At 60.8% G+C, this 13933-nt stretch carries 16 protein-coding genes and 1 tRNA gene; 5 read left to right on the top strand and 12 right to left on the bottom strand.

Annotated elements, in window-relative coordinates; genetic code table 11:
• Positions 1 to 1314, top strand: a 1314-nt coding sequence (locus tag GEU01_RS10850; RefSeq protein ID WP_019086100.1) for a calcium-binding protein, incomplete at its 5' end; no start/stop codon positions are given.
• A 344-nt stretch (positions 1315 to 1658) separates the two neighbouring features.
• Positions 1659 to 1928 carry an HU family DNA-binding protein gene (locus GEU01_RS10845; RefSeq protein ID WP_010508825.1) on the top strand — a complete coding sequence of 90 codons (270 nt, stop codon included), beginning with the start codon at positions 1659 to 1661 and terminating at the stop codon, positions 1926 to 1928.
• Between the two features lie 56 nt (positions 1929 to 1984).
• On the opposite strand, the gene GEU01_RS10840 is transcribed toward GEU01_RS10845, so the two are convergent.
• From GEU01_RS10840 to GEU01_RS10830, 3 genes are read right to left on the bottom strand one after another with little or no spacing between them, the layout of a single operon-like run.
• A complete protein-coding gene (locus tag GEU01_RS10840; protein WP_010508823.1) occupies positions 1985 to 2572 on the bottom strand; it encodes a LutC/YkgG family protein in 588 nt (195 codons plus the stop codon).
• Positions 2569 to 3981 carry a lactate utilization protein B gene (locus GEU01_RS10835; RefSeq protein WP_010508822.1) on the bottom strand — a complete coding sequence of 471 codons (1413 nt, stop codon included), beginning with the start codon at positions 3979 to 3981 and terminating at the stop codon, positions 2569 to 2571. The genes GEU01_RS10840 and GEU01_RS10835 overlap by 4 nt, the downstream gene beginning before the upstream one ends.
• On the bottom strand, positions 3978 to 4721 hold the full coding sequence (locus GEU01_RS10830; protein ID WP_010508820.1) for a (Fe-S)-binding protein: 744 nt from the start codon (positions 4719 to 4721) through the stop codon (positions 3978 to 3980). The genes GEU01_RS10835 and GEU01_RS10830 overlap by 4 nt, the downstream gene beginning before the upstream one ends.
• 106 nt (positions 4722 to 4827) lie before the next feature.
• On the opposite strand from GEU01_RS10830, the gene GEU01_RS10825 reads away from it, so the two are divergent.
• Positions 4828 to 5772 (top strand): LysR family transcriptional regulator, encoded by a 945-nt coding sequence (locus tag GEU01_RS10825; RefSeq protein WP_019086099.1) that lies wholly within the window; start codon positions 4828 to 4830, stop codon positions 5770 to 5772.
• Positions 5773 to 5853: 81 nt separating this feature from the next.
• Here GEU01_RS10825 and GEU01_RS26260 read toward each other — a convergent pair whose 3' ends face one another.
• The 4 genes from GEU01_RS26260 to GEU01_RS25720 form a co-directional block, all read right to left on the bottom strand.
• Complete coding sequence (locus tag GEU01_RS26260; RefSeq protein WP_198284462.1) at positions 5854 to 6123, bottom strand: hypothetical protein; 270 nt, start codon at positions 6121 to 6123, stop codon at positions 5854 to 5856.
• Positions 6124 to 6237: 114 nt separating this feature from the next.
• Positions 6238 to 7320: a zinc-binding metallopeptidase family protein gene (locus tag GEU01_RS10815; RefSeq protein ID WP_019086097.1), complete on the bottom strand. Its 1083-nt coding sequence runs from the start codon at positions 7318 to 7320 to the stop codon at positions 6238 to 6240.
• Complete coding sequence (locus GEU01_RS10810; protein WP_019086096.1) at positions 7317 to 8234, bottom strand: transglutaminase family protein; 918 nt, start codon at positions 8232 to 8234, stop codon at positions 7317 to 7319. Before GEU01_RS10810 ends, GEU01_RS10815 begins: the two co-directional genes overlap by 4 nt.
• A 5-nt stretch (positions 8235 to 8239) precedes the next feature.
• Complete coding sequence (locus GEU01_RS25720; protein ID WP_152927753.1) at positions 8240 to 8473, bottom strand: hypothetical protein; 234 nt, start codon at positions 8471 to 8473, stop codon at positions 8240 to 8242.
• A 45-nt stretch (positions 8474 to 8518) separates the two neighbouring features.
• On the opposite strand from GEU01_RS25720, the gene GEU01_RS10800 reads away from it, so the two are divergent.
• Both GEU01_RS10800 and GEU01_RS10795 read left to right on the top strand, forming a co-directional pair.
• On the top strand, positions 8519 to 9985 hold the full coding sequence (locus GEU01_RS10800) for a circularly permuted type 2 ATP-grasp protein (RefSeq protein ID WP_019086094.1): 1467 nt from the start codon (positions 8519 to 8521) through the stop codon (positions 9983 to 9985).
• A complete protein-coding gene (locus GEU01_RS10795; RefSeq protein ID WP_019086093.1) occupies positions 9967 to 11022 on the top strand; it encodes an alpha-E domain-containing protein in 1056 nt (351 codons plus the stop codon). Before GEU01_RS10800 ends, GEU01_RS10795 begins: the two co-directional genes overlap by 19 nt.
• 151 nt (positions 11023 to 11173) lie before the next feature.
• Here GEU01_RS10795 and GEU01_RS10790 read toward each other — a convergent pair.
• The 5 genes from GEU01_RS10790 to GEU01_RS10770 form a co-directional block, all read right to left on the bottom strand.
• Positions 11174 to 11248: transfer RNA gene (locus GEU01_RS10790), tRNA-Gln, on the bottom strand.
• Between the two features lie 94 nt (positions 11249 to 11342).
• The gene (locus tag GEU01_RS10785; protein ID WP_019086092.1) at positions 11343 to 11984 is read right to left on the bottom strand and encodes a TetR family transcriptional regulator; all 642 of its coding nucleotides are present in this window, start codon (positions 11982 to 11984) and stop codon (positions 11343 to 11345) included.
• Between the two features lie 57 nt (positions 11985 to 12041).
• Positions 12042 to 12878 carry a pyrroline-5-carboxylate reductase gene (proC, locus tag GEU01_RS10780; RefSeq protein WP_026018667.1) on the bottom strand — a complete coding sequence of 279 codons (837 nt, stop codon included), beginning with the start codon at positions 12876 to 12878 and terminating at the stop codon, positions 12042 to 12044.
• Complete coding sequence (locus GEU01_RS10775; RefSeq protein ID WP_026018666.1) at positions 12878 to 13381, bottom strand: type III secretion system chaperone family protein; 504 nt, start codon at positions 13379 to 13381, stop codon at positions 12878 to 12880. Before GEU01_RS10775 ends, proC begins: the two co-directional genes overlap by 1 nt.
• Positions 13382 to 13532: 151 nt before the next feature.
• Complete coding sequence (locus tag GEU01_RS10770) at positions 13533 to 13820, bottom strand: accessory factor UbiK family protein (protein WP_010508799.1); 288 nt, start codon at positions 13818 to 13820, stop codon at positions 13533 to 13535.
• Positions 13821 to 13933: the final 113 nt, after the last annotated feature.

Below are 13933 nucleotides of genomic sequence, written 5' to 3'. Positions count from 1 at the left end.
GACCAGAAGTATTCAGCAAGGCGTCAGTCGCCGGGAGCTTACGCCCTGCAGCAGGCCTATGGCAATGATATTCCGGCGCTGGCCGTGCGCATGTTAGGCGTGGCCGGGATCGATACCGTGATGGAGCAGTCTGGCGGCGTGAACCAGCAGATCACGACTGCTGGCACACACACCGTGACCGGCACCGAGGTCGAGATCGGCAGCACCACCTCGACCCCGCTGAACAGCAGGATCATCCTGAAGGGCGCCACGCATGCCGCCACCGTCATTGATGGTGACATGGGCACGGTGGATTTCGTCGCGCAGTCAGGTGACGTGAATTATTACGCTGCCGGTGGCAATACGGATTTCGTCAGTGGCAAGGGGAACGACACCATCCATGTCCTGGGTGGGGCCGACACCATTTATGGCGCTGACGGCAGGCCGACCGTAACCGGCGACTGGAACGCGCCCGGCAGCACTGCGGATGCGGCGCGATTTAACGGTGGCGACGTGAATTTGCGGGTCATTGACGGCGTGATGGTGCAGGATGTCAGCCATTCCACCATCAGTGGTTACGGGGATGATGATTACTTCGGGGAACATAATCCCGCCAGCTATACCAACACCATCGACGGCGGCGTGTCGGACTCCATTTATGGCAGCAATAACCTGGTCGTCGATTCGGTCAGTGACAGCACCATCCGGGGGGATGAAGCACTGACCGTGAGTGGTGGCAGCAACGATACGATTTCCGCCAGTTATTCCACCCACCTTGATGACGTGAATGCCAGTACGATTTCGGTCAGCGTGAATGGCAGCCTGACCTTCATTGATGGCAGTAACGGCATTTCCGATACCGTGACCGGCAACCATGCCACCATTTATGGCACGGCGGGACTGGACCTGACGGCGAATACAAAGACAACCGCCACCTATTATGCCAGTAGCGGGAACGAAACGCTGGATGGTGGCCTGTCAACAGGCAATCTGTATGCCGTGGGGGGCAGTGGCAACGATACTCTGATTGGTGGCAGCGGGCACGATACCCTGCAGGCCGGGACGGGCGACGACCTGCTCATGGCAGGGAGTGCCAAGACGGAATTCGAATTTATCAAGGGCAAGGCCGGTGGCAACGACATCATTCAGGATTTCGGCAAATCGGCAGGTAATGTCGTCACGCTGGCCGGTTATGATGCGACATCGTCTTCCATCCAGGCCATGCTGGACAACGCCACCATTTCCGGTGGGAATACGACTGTCAGCCTGACGGATGATACCCGGATTACCTTTGTCGGCGTGACGGACCTGAAGGTACAGAATTTCAAAAGCTGACCCGAAGGGCCTGTACCAGATATCGCCTCCGGCCGGGGGCATATCTGGCAATGGCGTCATTCTATCCGGGTTATTTTTTTTGACTACAATGATACGATTTCGATATAAACAATCTGTTATCGCGGAAGGTAACCGATATAACTGCTGTTTGTAAAACAGTTACGGTTCTTGCTGACTATGACAGCAGAAATTTTCATGTGATAACAAAAAATTGCTGGTGTAACCCCAATCATCAGGGTAAAAGCCGCGACCGTCCGGTCCAGATGGCGGCGATCGTCCCATTTGACTACGGAAACAGGATATTCACGACATCAATTTTCAGCAGAAGGGAGCAGGCCGTTACGATGAGTAAAGCCTTCATTGCAGCAGTTATACAGGATTCGATTGATTGCACGGGCGTCGCGGCCAATCAGGCTGCCTCCGACCTGATCGCGGCAATTGTCAAGGAACTGAAGCGCGAGGGGGGCTTTACCCTGCCGTCTTTCGGCACGTTTACGGTCAAGAAAACCAAGGCCCGCCAGGCGCTTAATCCCCGCACGGGTGAACAGGTCAAGGTCAAGGCCGGCAAGACCGTGCGGTTCAAGGCCAGTCCCAACCTGAAGAAGGCCGTCTGATATCAGGCAGCTTCGCGCCATTTCAGGAAAATGGCGCGAAGGGCATGCCTGAACGTTCAGGCAAACCAGACCGAAAGGGAACGCACACCCTGTGCGCCCCGGATCAGCACGCCCTGAATATCCGCCGTGGCGGAGGGGCCGCTCATCAACACGCCATAATTGGCGGTCTTGAATTCCGGCCGTTCCTGATACGCGGTATGCATGTTCGCCGTAATGGCATCCGGGGACAGCACCACCACGATGTGCTGCCCCAGATGGGCGAAGGAATTGATCGGCAGCTGCGATTCGCTGAGGAAGATCGACCCCATTTCCGCAATGCCGAACGGTGCGCGCACCACGGTCACGTCAATGGTCGCTGCGTCCTGCGGGGTCTTGACCTTTTCCACCGGCAGCGTGCCTTTCGCTTCAGGCACATTGGAACAGATCACCTTCGCATCCGGGTGACGGCGTGCGATCGCCTGGTCCAGCGTCTCCCCCTCAACCGGTTCCAGCACGTCACCGCCCAGTATCTTCAGGCTGGCGATAAAACGTTCACGGCTGGCATCCAGGTCGCCCAGCGTCTTTACTGGCGGTAGCGGATGGTTTTCCGGCGTAGGGCGGTTGTTGCGCAGGGCCTGCAGGATCTCGTCGCGTGCGGTGTTCATTTCTTGGTCTCCGGTGCGGCGGCAGGCTTGGCCTTCTCGCGGTTCTTGCGATACCAGTCATTGAATGTCTGCTTGACCGGATGGGGGTTTTCACGATGCTTGCCCCACGGGTTCAGCCAGTTATACAGCACGAAGCGCGGCATGGTGCCCAGCGAGACCTCGGTCGCCTTGATGGCGGCGCGGTACAGCTTGGGCTGACCCATGAGCTTGCCCGCCATGTGCATGATCTCACGCTTGACGAAGGGCATTTCATGGTGCTGCACCAGCACGCGGCGCCATTTGTACAGCTGTTCGTGGATGTTGATCTTGACCGGGCAGACATTGGTGCAGCTTCCGTTCAGTGTCGAGGCATAGGGAAGCGTGCTGTATTTGCGTTCGTTGAAGGTCGGGTCGATGATCGCGCCGATCGGGCCGGAATACACCGCGCCATAGGACAGCCCGCCCGAACGGCGATAGACCGGGCAGGTGTTCATGCACGCGCCACAGCGGATGCATTTGAGCGACGTCCAGAAATCTTCCATGCCCAGACGTGCGGAACGCCCGTTATCGACCAGCACCACATGCATCTCGCCACCCTTCTGCGGGCCACGGAAATGGGTGGTGTACTGCGTGATCGGTGATCCCAGCGCACTGCGCGACAGCAGGCGGATGAACACGCCAAGGTCGGCCATGCGGGGCACGAGGCGTTCAATGCCGATGGTCGCGATGTGCAGGTTGGGCACCGTCGCGCTCAGGTCGGCATTGCCTTCGTTGGTGCAGACCACGAACGTGCCGGTTTCCGCCACCACGAAGTTGCCGCCGGTCATGCCCGCATCCGCGTGCAGGATCACGGGGCGCGCCGCCTGGCGCTGTGCTTCGGCCAGAAGGTGCGGGTCACGGATGTTGGGGTCGGTGTGATAGTCCTTGGCGAAGATTTTCGCCACGTCCGATGTCAGCTTGTGCACCGCCGGCACCACGATGTGGCTGGGCAGCTGGTCATCAAGCTGCTGGATGCGTTCGCCAAGGTCGGTTTCGGTTACGGTGACACCCTGTTTTGCAAGATAGGGCCGCATGTCACACTCTTCGGTGACCATGGACTTGCTCTTGATCAGGTTGCGCGCGTTATGGGACTTCAGGATTTCGCCCACGATGCGGTTATGTTCCGCCCCATCGCGCGCCCAGTGGACGTGAATGCCGTTCTTTTTCGCGTTTTCCTCGAACTGCTCCAGATATTCGGGCAGGCGGGAGAGCGTGTGCTCCTTGATGCGCGACGCTTCCTCACGCAGTTCCTGCCATTCAGGCAGGATGTGCATCTGGGCGTCACGCTTCTGGCGCATGTCCCACAGGCGTTCGTCATGGAACTGCAGGTGGGGCGCATCCTCAAGGAAATGCTCCGCCGCCCGGGCGTGGTTGACGGGCTTGTTGCTCATTCTGCTGCTCCGTTAAGGATCTGCGCGATATGAATGAAGCGGATGGGTACCCCCGCGCGTTCGGCGCAGCCCTGCTGGTGCATCACGCATGAAGAGTCGGCCGAGACGATGTAATCCGCCCCTGCCTGGTAATGGTCACGCACCTTGTCCACGCCCATTTTGGCCGACACCGCTTCTTCCGTGACCGAGAAAGTACCGCCAAACCCGCAGCATTCATCGGGGCGCTTGGGGGTGACGAAGCGGATTCCCTTTACCTTCTTCAACAGGTCCATCGGCTTGGAAAACGGCTTTTCGCCCAGTTCGGACATGCTGGCCGTGCGCAGGGCGCGCAGCGTGCCGCAGCTGTTGTGCAGGCCTACGGTATGGTTGAATTCCGCCCAGGGGAAGGCATCCACCTTCAGGACGTCATGCAGGAATTCAACCAGTTCGTAAGTGTTTTCGCGCACGTGGCGCACTTCATCGGTCTGCGGGATCGCATCAAAATTGTCGCGGACATGATGCGTGCAACTGCCTGAAGGCATGACGATCTTGTCGTATTTGGCGAAATTGCGCACAAACAGGGCTTCCGCCGCGGCGGCGTCCGAATTGCAGCCGGAATTGCCCATGGGCTGGCCGCAGCAGGTCTGGTCCAGCGGATATTCGACATCCTGTCCCAGTTTTTCCAGCAGTTCCAGCGTGGCGATCCCCGCTTCAGGGTAGAACGCGTCGATATAACACGGAATGAACAGGCCGATTTTCATTATGGGATACTCATCCTCAGCACGATTGGCGCGAAACGTGGCGCAAGCCATGTTATTTCGTCAAATATATATTGAAAGACATTCCCATATATAATTTATATGGAACATGGATCTAAGGCATTTACGTTATTTTGTAGCCGTTGCCGACAATGGCAGCTTCACCCGTGCCGCAGAGCAGCTAGGCATAGAACAACCACCTCTGAGCCAGCAGATCAAGCAGCTGGAAAACGAGCTGGGCGTCCTGCTGTTCCAGCGGCTGACGCGCGGGGTCAGGCTGACGGATGTCGGGATGATCCTGCTGGATCAGGCCCGCGCCCTGCTGGGCATGCAGCAGCAGTTTCTGGCCACGGCGCAGGGGCTGGCGCGCGGTGAGAAGGGACATATCCGCGTGGGGCTGGCGGGCGCGGTCTCGCTGCTGCCCATGATCCCGCTGACGGTGCGGCGTTTCCGGGAACTCTGGCCCGATGTCACCATCTACCTGGAAGAAAGCAATACCCCCGCCCTGCGCAAGAGCCTGCATGACCGGGCCATAGATATCGCCATTGTCCGCCCGCCAGTGCCCGATGGCGCGGAGCTGCTGGTATCCCCCCTGCTGGAGGAGGAAACGGTCGTGGCCCTGCCCAAGGGCCACCCGCTGGCCACCCGCCCCCATCTTGAACTGGAAATGCTGGTGGATGAACCCTTCATCATCTTCCCGCGTGAACTGGGGCCGGGGTTTCATGACGCCATCCTGTCCGCCTGCCACAATGCCGGTTTCACGCCGCGCATGGGCCAGCAGGCCCCGCAGATCGCCTCCACCGTGCCGCTGGTGGCGGCCGGGCTTGGGGTATCTGTCGTGCCGCGTTCGCTACACCAGATCCATTCCGGTGGCGTGACCTACCATTCGCTCGGCGCCAAGGCGCCACGCGCGGAACTGGCCATCGCCATGCGGGCGGGCCAGCATGTGCCGCTGCTGTCCAATTTCATCACGACCCTGCGGGCCTGCTGCCGTGACATGCATGCGGGCGGGCAGACCGACCTGTCCAAGGGGGACCGGGGGGACGAAACCTAGCCGCCCCATCCATCATACGGGAAATGCCACAGGTTTTCGGGCCTGGTCTTGCAGGTCATCCAGTATGCTGGCCCCGGTAATTTAAAGATTATATTTTTTTCTTATTTCGTCTTCAAAGCCACGATTTTTCGATTCCTGTCTTTTTGCGGCTTCGGCCTTGGCTTTTTCTGCATCTTCCTGATCTATTTTTGCCATATCTTTTTTATATTCACCGCTGACGAAATATATGAAAATATGATATGTAAAACGGATTATATACACAATAATTCTGAATAAAAATGGAATGAAAAGGCCCAGAAATACAAGTAAAAAAGCAACTATTGCTTCAGAAGAAAGTATGGCTATTCCCATTTTATCTCTTTTCGTAAATACTTTTTATGCTAGAAATTTTAACATATATATTCATCGAAATCTTAATATAAACCAAAAAGGACATTTTTAAAATTATAAAATCCTGACAGTTGATCAGGCCCCGGCAGGCGCCTGTGCCACGCGGCTTTCGCGGATCAGGTCATGGATGAAAGACAGCTTGCGCAGGATCTCGGGGGTCAGCACGAAGGGATAGAAATCCGGCAGCCCCATGGAACGGTTTAGGCTGTTGACCGCATAGGTCAGTGGCAGCCAGCCCTGCGTAATCTCGTCAAAGGACATTTCGGTATAGGGGTCGCGCCGGACGCTGGTGCGCAGCGGTGGCGCGTGTGCCCCTGCGGCATCAATGGACATGCCATAGGCCCATGCGGTCTCAAGGGTCGAGATGATGTGCAGGTAATGCGCCCATGTCTCGGCAAAATCCTCCCACGGATGGGACGTGGCATAGTGGCTGACATACTGGCCGCGCCAGGCGTCACTGGCCGGGGCCGCGTAATGGGCCTTCAGGCTGTCGGCGTAATCGCGCCGGTCATCGCCAAATACCGCCCGGCAGGCGGCCAGTCGTTCAGGCCCCGCGTCCCGGATCAGCACGTTCCAGTAGTAATGCCCGATTTCATGGCGGAAATGGCCCAGCAGGGTACGGTAGTATTCCCCCATTTCCTGCCGTAGCTGTTCACGGCGTGCGTCATCCGTCTCGTTCAGGGCGATGGTGATGACGCCGTTCATGTGGCCCGTCATGGCGGGCGTGCCATCGGGCAGGCTGTCGAGGAAATCGAACGCCAGCCCGCCTTCGGGATCCTGCCGCCGGTTGCGCAGGGGCAGGCCAAGCCGCAGCAGGCTGTAGAACAGGCGGTGCTTGGCCACTTCCACCTTCTGCCACCGCGCGATATTGCCCGGCACCGACAGGTTGGGAATGGTGCGGTTGAAACTGCAGGCGATGCAGAAGGGCCGCCCCGGTTCAGCCAGCCAGTTGCACGCGCTGTAAGCGTTGTTGGCGCATAGCGCGCGCGGCGGGGCATCGGGTGTTGCCAGCGGTTGCCACAACCCGTCCCCCATGGCGTCCAGCGCGGACAGGACGGTCCGTTCCGGCACATAGCCCAGCGTATGGCCGCAGCGTTCGCATGCCGTATTTTCGAAAAACATGACCTGCTGGCATGACTGGCAGAAAAACAGTTTCATGAGGGGTGTATAGCCCGGCGCGGGGTGGATGCCATATCCGCGACCGGGGGCATGGGCATGGTTTCCATCACGGCTTCAAATGTGGCGACGCAATGGTCCAGCAGGCCACTGACCGGGGCGGCGTGCTGTGGGGTTGTGGCGACCGCCAGCGGGATATGTCCCTGTGCCGCCAGCAGGCCCGATGTCGTATCCAGTCCGATCCAGCCTGCGCCGGGCACATGTACCTGCGTCCATGCATGCAGGTCGCAGCCCAGCCGGTCGGGGGCATTCAGGTCCGGCTGGAACAGGTAGCCCGATACAAACCGGGCGGCAAAGCCCAGCCGGCGCAGCACGGCAATCAGCAGCCAGGCGCTGTCGCGGCAGGAACCGGCGGCGTGGGACAGGGTTTCCTCCGGCGACCATACACCCGCTTCGGGCCGGATGCGGTAGGTGATGCGTGTTGCGATGGACCGGTTCAGGTCCACCAGCAGGTCCAGTGTGGGGCAGGGCAGCCTGGCGCGCCATTCTTCCACAAAAACATCAAGCAGCGGGGTAGGCGACCCATCCGCGCCGTCGTCTGCGTTCAGCCTGTAGGGGGCAAGGGCAGGATCGTCGCCCGTGCCCCCTGCAGGCCACTGGCGGGCGGACGGGGCAAGGGTAAAGTGGAACGGGTTGATGGGCGTCAGGTCGGTTGCAAGGCGTACGGTAATGTCGAAATGCGTGACGCGTTCGGGAAACGTGACGCGGGCGATCCGGTTGCCAGACGCATCCTGTCCCCAAACGCGCGTACAGGGCTGGGGCGCGATGTCCATGCTGTGGGACAGGACGTTGCGACAGCCCGGCAGGGGATGCAGGCGGATGGTCTGCGGGCCAAGGTGAACGGGCCGGTCGTATCGGTACCGTGTGTGGTGGACCAGCATGACATGCGCGTTCATGTAATCTAGAGCCCCGGAAAACTGTCCCGCATGCCTGCCATCGTGATCCGGCGATGGTGCGGTTCGGACGTGGTGTGTCTGTTGCCGTCCACGCTATCAGGATTGGCGGCGGCGGCAATATCGTATTTTTCCGGCATTTTGGCCTGAATGGGAAGGGAATGCAGATTCGTTCTTGGCAAGAGACGATTTTCTTGCTCCGCTAGAAACGGATCGAAACGAAATTGCAGGTGGGCGGACATGATTCCTTCGCGCCTGATCCACCTCCACGCCAGCGGGGGTAGGACATGAATGATATGAATATGGCAGCACAGGCCGCCGGGCTGTTCGCGACATACGACATTCCGGATTTTTTCTGTGAACTGCTCAATCGCGGGGATATCCCGCCCCCCGGCCTGCAACTGGTGCGTGACCGTCTGGCGCGCTTTGACCTGGCGGAACTGCGGCGCAGGGCGGCCGCGGTGGAAGCGCAGTTCTACCGCCTTGGCATAACGTTTACCGTCTATTCCGACCGGGAGGCGATAGATCGCGTCCTGCCGTTCGATGTCATCCCGCGCGTGCTGACCGCGGCGGAATGGGACCATGTCGAACGCGGCGTGCAGCAGCGCGTGCGCGCCATCAACCTGTTCTTGCATGATATCTACCACGACCGGCATATCCTCAATGATGGTGTGGTGCCGGCGAGCCTGGTGCTGGGCAACGCCAATTACTGTCAGGCCATGGTCGGGCTGGATGTGCCCGGCGGGGTTTACGTGCATATCAATGGCACCGACCTGGTACGCGACCGCGATGGCCGCTTCCTGGTGCTGGAAGACAACGCCCGCACGCCGTCAGGGGTGTCATACGTGTTGGAAGACCGGCAGATGATGCTGCGCCTCATGCCTGATCTGGCACGGGGGCTGAACATCCGCCCGGTGGATGAATACGGCCCGCGCCTGCACCGCGCGCTGGCGGAGGTCGCGCCCACAGGCGTGGACAGCCCGCAGGTGGTCCTGCTTTCGCCCGGCATCTATAACGCCGCGTATTTCGAGCATGTGTTCCTGGCGCGTGAAATGGGCATCCCGCTGGTCGAGGGGCGTGACCTGATGGTGGAGGACGGGCGTGTCTACATGCGCACCGTAGCCGGCCCCCGTCCGGTCCATTCCATCTACCGGCGGCTGAATGACGATTTCCTTGACCCGCAGGTGTTCAATCCCGACAGCATGCTGGGCGTGCCCGGACTGGTGGATGCCTATCGCAGGGGCAACGTGACGCTGGCCAACGCCATTGGCACGGGCGTTGCGGATGACAAGGCGGTTTACGCCTACATGCCGCGCATCATCCGTTATTACCTGGATGAGGAGCCGATCATGACCAACGTGGAAACCCATATCTGCGCCGAGCGCGAGGGGCTGGAATACACGCTGGCCAACATTGAACGGCTGGTGGTCAAGCCGGTGGGCGAATCCGGCGGCTACGGGCTGCTGATCGGTCCCCATGCGACGCAGACGGAACTGGATGAATTCCGTGCCCTGCTGCGCGCCAACCCGGCAAATTACATAAGCCAGCCGGTCATAAGCCTGTCGGTGTCCCCCACGTTATGCCCCGCGGGGGTCGAGGCGCGGCATGTGGACCTGCGCCCCTTTGCCGTGACCGGGCGCGATACGTGGGTGCTGCCGGGCGGCCTGTCGCGCGTGGCGTTGCGCAAGGGGTCGCTGGTGGTCAATTCATCGCAGGGTGGTGGGTCAAAGGATACATGGGTGCTGGCATCATGACACAGGTTTCGGTCTTTCCCGCCCCGGTCATGCCGGGGCTGCGCAACCTGCTTTCGCGCTATGCCGAAAGCACGATGTGGCTGTCGCGTTATATGGAGCGTATTGAAAACCTCGCCCGCCTGATCGAGGTGACCAGCACATCGGTTTCAGCCACCAACCTGGATGCGGGATGGGACAGCGTCATCCGCATCAACGCGGATGAAGGCCTGTTCTTCCAGCATCATGAGGCCGCGACCGAGCGCAGCGTGGTGGCCTTCTACATCATCGATGCCAACAATCCGGATTCCATCGTGTCCATGGCCCGTTACGCGCGGGAAAATGCACGGGTGCTGCGTCCCCTGATCTCGACCGAGATGTGGATGCACCTGAACGTCTTTACGCGCTGGGTCATGGAACTGGGCCCCAATGATGTGGGTGCCGGCTACCTGTCCGGCCTGTGCACGCGCCTGAAGCAGGACTGCCAGACCCATTTCGGCATAACCGAGGGCACGCTGTACCGTGATCAGGCATGGCTTTTCTATATCCTTGGCAAGCACCTTGAACGCGCGGACCAGATCACACGGCTGATCGACATAAAATACCATACCCTGCTGCCCAGCGGGGTCGGGGTCGGTTCGGACATCGACATGAGCCAGTGGACATCCGTGCTGCGGTCAGCAGCGGCGTACCATGCCTTCCGCCGTGTCCTGCCCGAAGGGATGACACCCGCCAATATCGTGGGTTTCCTGCTGAAGAATGACGGTTTTCCCCGTTCGCTGTCCACCAGCCTGCGCAGTGTCTACAGCGTGATGGGATCACTGGCGGGTGAGTACCGCCTGCGTCATTGCGCCCCGATCATTGAACGGGTGGAGGAACTGCGTGTCACGCTGGCTGAGCAGACGGTGGAAGACATCATCATGCGGGGCCTGCATGAATACATGGACTGGATCCAGCGCGAACTGCGTCAGATCCAGAACGAAATCGCCCATGCCTTCTGGCCCCCTGCCGTATCCGTCCAGTCCACTGGCCCGGGACGGATGGAACAGATGCAGGATTAGGGGCAGGCAATAAAGGTTTCCGCGCGTCGCCTTTGTTCAAAAAGGCGGTGTCGCCAGCAGCGTTAGAAAAAGCTGCACCGGAAACTTCTTTTGAATTTACGGAATGGCGCAGGGCTGGACGGCCCTGATACGTTACGATTTCAGGAATGACTGGCTGGGGCGGGAGGGTTCGAACCTCCGCATGGCGGAATCAAAATCCGCTGCCTTACCACTTGGCTACGCCCCAATAAGTCCGGTAACCGTGCGATTCGCGCGATATGGTGATCTTCTAATGTCTAAAGGGCCGTCCCGTAAAGGGGGGACGGCCCGATCGGATTCATTCAGGCCGAAGGTTCCAGCGGCAGGTGCACCAGCGGGTCTGTGCCCGCGTCATACCCGCCACCGGACATGGGGGCCTGCGGCGCCGCCGGGGCCAGGCCGGTAAAGCGTGCGGCGCGGTCCAGCGCCTGATCAAGGGCTGCCATGGTGGTGCCCATGTCCTGACTGTCATCCTTGTCCCATGCCCGCAGGGTCATGGTCCAGACGCCCAGCAGGGCCTGCAGGCGCAGGCCACCGGCCAGGCCACTGGTTTCCATGCCCGCCGCGTTGGCAATCCACTTCATGCTTTCCAGCGTCGCGCCGCCCAGCAGGATGGCCAGGGGCGGGTCCATTGGCAGGGCGCGCAGCACGCTGCGCACGCCCTCGCGGTACTGCTGGAACACGTCCAGCCGGCGCATGAGCATGTCGAACAGTTTTTCACGCACGCTGCCTTCGGATTCGTCCTCCACCAGCGCCGCCTCATCCGCCAGCCGGCCCAGCGTCAGCAGCAACATCGCCTTGCACGGTGCGCGCCTGCGCGCGGTCTCCAGGCTCAGCCCGGCGTCGCGTGCCGCGTCAACGACCGTCACGCGTCGCCAGCCGTGCGAAGCAGCACGTTCCAACGCTGAGCGGAGAAGGGTGGCGTCAAACAGGTCGTTATCCATGGAGGGCATAATCTTCCGGGTTAAGGGTATCGGTGGTGGGCACACGGCACCGCGTGGTCATGAAACGGGTTGCGGGCCTGACAGTTCACGCGCCCGTTTTGCTCCCGCCTTCAGGGCGGCGGCAAGGGTCGCGGGCCATGCGCCGTCCGCCATCAGCACTTCCAGCGCCTTCTGCGTCGTGCCGTTGGGGCTGGTCACGTTGCGGCGCAGGGTTGCGGCGTCGATGCCGCTCTGCTGCATCAGCGCGCCCGCGCCCGATACCGTCTGGCGCGCGATCAGGCGGGCAAGGTCGGGCGGCAGGCCATCGGCCACGCCCAGCTGTTCCAGCAGTTCCGCCAGCAAGAAGACATAGGCCGGTCCGCTGCCGGAAATGGATGTGACGATGTCGATCTGGTCTTCATGCTCGACCCACGCCACTTCCCCCACCGCGCGCAGCAGGCGTGTGCACAGCCTGCGCTGTGCGGGCGTGGCGATGGGGGGCGCGTAGCAGACCGTCATGCCCTGCCCGATGGCGCTGGGTGTATTGGGCATGGTGCGGATCACGATGGGTGTCGGGCTGCCTGGTGGCTGAAGGGCGGCCAGCGCATCCGTCAGGCTTTTTACCGTGCGGCCCGCCAGTACCGATATGACGGGCGCATGAAGGGCGAACTGCGCGACCGTGGGCAGGACGGCGTCCACCTTCTGCGGTTTGGTGGCCAGTATGATCATGCCCGGCCGGAAATCGGCCGGGACATCATCAAGGCTGCGGACAAGATGGTGCGGGGCGGGCACGGATTCCCGGTGACGGTCGACGATGAAGGACGGGGCCAGCCCTTCCTTCAGCCACCCGTCCAGCATCGCGCCGCCCATCTTGCCACAACCGACCAGAAGGAGAGGGGGGAGCGTTTCCGTCATCAGGCCATCCCCACGCAGTCAAGCATCGCGGCTTCCAGCGCGTCCGCCGGTTTCTTGCCGGCCCACAGCACGAACTGGAAGGCCGGGTAGAAACGTTCACATTCGGTCAGTGCGATGTCGATCATGTCTTCCAGGCTTTCCACGGATGCGCCACGTGACCCGCGCAGCAGGACCGCGTGGCGGAAGACCGGCGTGCCATGGTCGGGATCCATGCTGAAATGGCCGATCCACAGCCGTTCGTTGGCCAGTGCAAGCAGTTCGAACAGGTTGCGCCGCTGGTCCGCGGGGACCTTGAGGTCGAAGGTGCAGGTGAAATGCATGGCGTTCACTTCTTCCGACCAGCAGAAGAACAGGCCGTAATCGCACCATTTCCCCGGTGCCTCGGCCGCCATTTCCGAATCGTTGCGGCGTTCGAAATTCCAGTCATATCCGCCCACGATCCGTTCCATCAGATCGAGTGGATTCGTATTGCGTGGGATCGCTGTTTCAGTCAGAGCTGGCATGTGGCACTCCCCGAAGCCGTCGTGGAGGAAATCCCGGCATGCGCCGGATTCCGCGTATCTCTGCATCCGGTCCGTGGCCTGTTGCGGGGAATCAGGGCGCGGACCGTCCTGTTACACTATGGCCCACCGGCGCGCGCTGCAAGCGTCGTGCTTACAGCCCCGGCCGCGTGGGCGCGGTCAGGCTGGCTTCAAGGTCGGAGACGCGTTCTTCCAGCCGGCTGATCCGGTTTTCCAGTTCGCCCTGTGCCAGGCGTGCACGGGTCGCGACTTCGCGCACGACCTCGAATTCATCGCGGCGGACAAGGTTCAGGCTGCCCAGTGTTTCGTCCACGCGCGCGCGGACGATGGCGCCGATTTCCTCACGCACGCCAGCCAGCGCCGAGAACGCGCCACCGGCCACGCCGGCTAGGTCATCAAAAATGCGGGGCCTGTCGGACATAGTGGATACTCCATGACGTTCCGCGCCGCGTCCTGTGCCAGTCCACGCGCGAGATGAAAGCAGCCACTATAGACACATTGGCGGCTCAGGGCTATCCGCACGATTGCAGCGGC

Origin of the sequence: Komagataeibacter europaeus LMG 18890, from assembly GCF_000285295.1 — a bacterium.
In the GTDB taxonomy this organism is placed as follows: domain Bacteria; phylum Pseudomonadota; class Alphaproteobacteria; order Acetobacterales; family Acetobacteraceae; genus Komagataeibacter; species Komagataeibacter europaeus.
The sequence above is the reverse complement of the archived record's forward strand: the minus strand, read 5'-3'. Positions and strand labels throughout refer to the sequence as shown.

Excerpts from the sequence above, each read along its gene's own strand:
- GEU01_RS25720 (WP_152927753.1), bottom strand. The coding sequence starts at position 8,473 with ATGTCCGCCCACCTGCAATTTCGTTTCGATCCGTTTCTAGCGGAGCAA.
- GEU01_RS10840 (WP_010508823.1), bottom strand. The coding sequence starts at position 2,572 with ATGAACACCGCACGCGACGAGATCCTGCAGGCCCTGCGCAACAACCGC.
- GEU01_RS10785 (WP_019086092.1), bottom strand. The coding sequence starts at position 11,984 with ATGGATAACGACCTGTTTGACGCCACCCTTCTCCGCTCAGCGTTGGAA.
- GEU01_RS26260 (WP_198284462.1), bottom strand. The coding sequence starts at position 6,123 with ATGGGAATAGCCATACTTTCTTCTGAAGCAATAGTTGCTTTTTTACTT.
- GEU01_RS10835 (WP_010508822.1), bottom strand. The coding sequence starts at position 3,981 with ATGAGCAACAAGCCCGTCAACCACGCCCGGGCGGCGGAGCATTTCCTT.
- GEU01_RS10845 (WP_010508825.1), top strand. The coding sequence starts at position 1,659 with ATGAGTAAAGCCTTCATTGCAGCAGTTATACAGGATTCGATTGATTGC.
- GEU01_RS10830 (WP_010508820.1), bottom strand. The coding sequence starts at position 4,721 with ATGAAAATCGGCCTGTTCATTCCGTGTTATATCGACGCGTTCTACCCT.
- GEU01_RS10795 (WP_019086093.1), top strand. The coding sequence starts at position 9,967 with ATGGGTGCTGGCATCATGACACAGGTTTCGGTCTTTCCCGCCCCGGTC.
- proC (WP_026018667.1), bottom strand. The coding sequence starts at position 12,878 with ATGACGGAAACGCTCCCCCCTCTCCTTCTGGTCGGTTGTGGCAAGATG.
- GEU01_RS10800 (WP_019086094.1), top strand. The coding sequence starts at position 8,519 with ATGAATGATATGAATATGGCAGCACAGGCCGCCGGGCTGTTCGCGACA.
- GEU01_RS10810 (WP_019086096.1), bottom strand. The coding sequence starts at position 8,234 with ATGAACGCGCATGTCATGCTGGTCCACCACACACGGTACCGATACGAC.
- GEU01_RS10770 (WP_010508799.1), bottom strand. The coding sequence starts at position 13,820 with ATGTCCGACAGGCCCCGCATTTTTGATGACCTAGCCGGCGTGGCCGGT.
- GEU01_RS10815 (WP_019086097.1), bottom strand. The coding sequence starts at position 7,320 with ATGAAACTGTTTTTCTGCCAGTCATGCCAGCAGGTCATGTTTTTCGAA.
- GEU01_RS10825 (WP_019086099.1), top strand. The coding sequence starts at position 4,828 with ATGGATCTAAGGCATTTACGTTATTTTGTAGCCGTTGCCGACAATGGC.
- GEU01_RS10775 (WP_026018666.1), bottom strand. The coding sequence starts at position 13,381 with ATGCCAGCTCTGACTGAAACAGCGATCCCACGCAATACGAATCCACTC.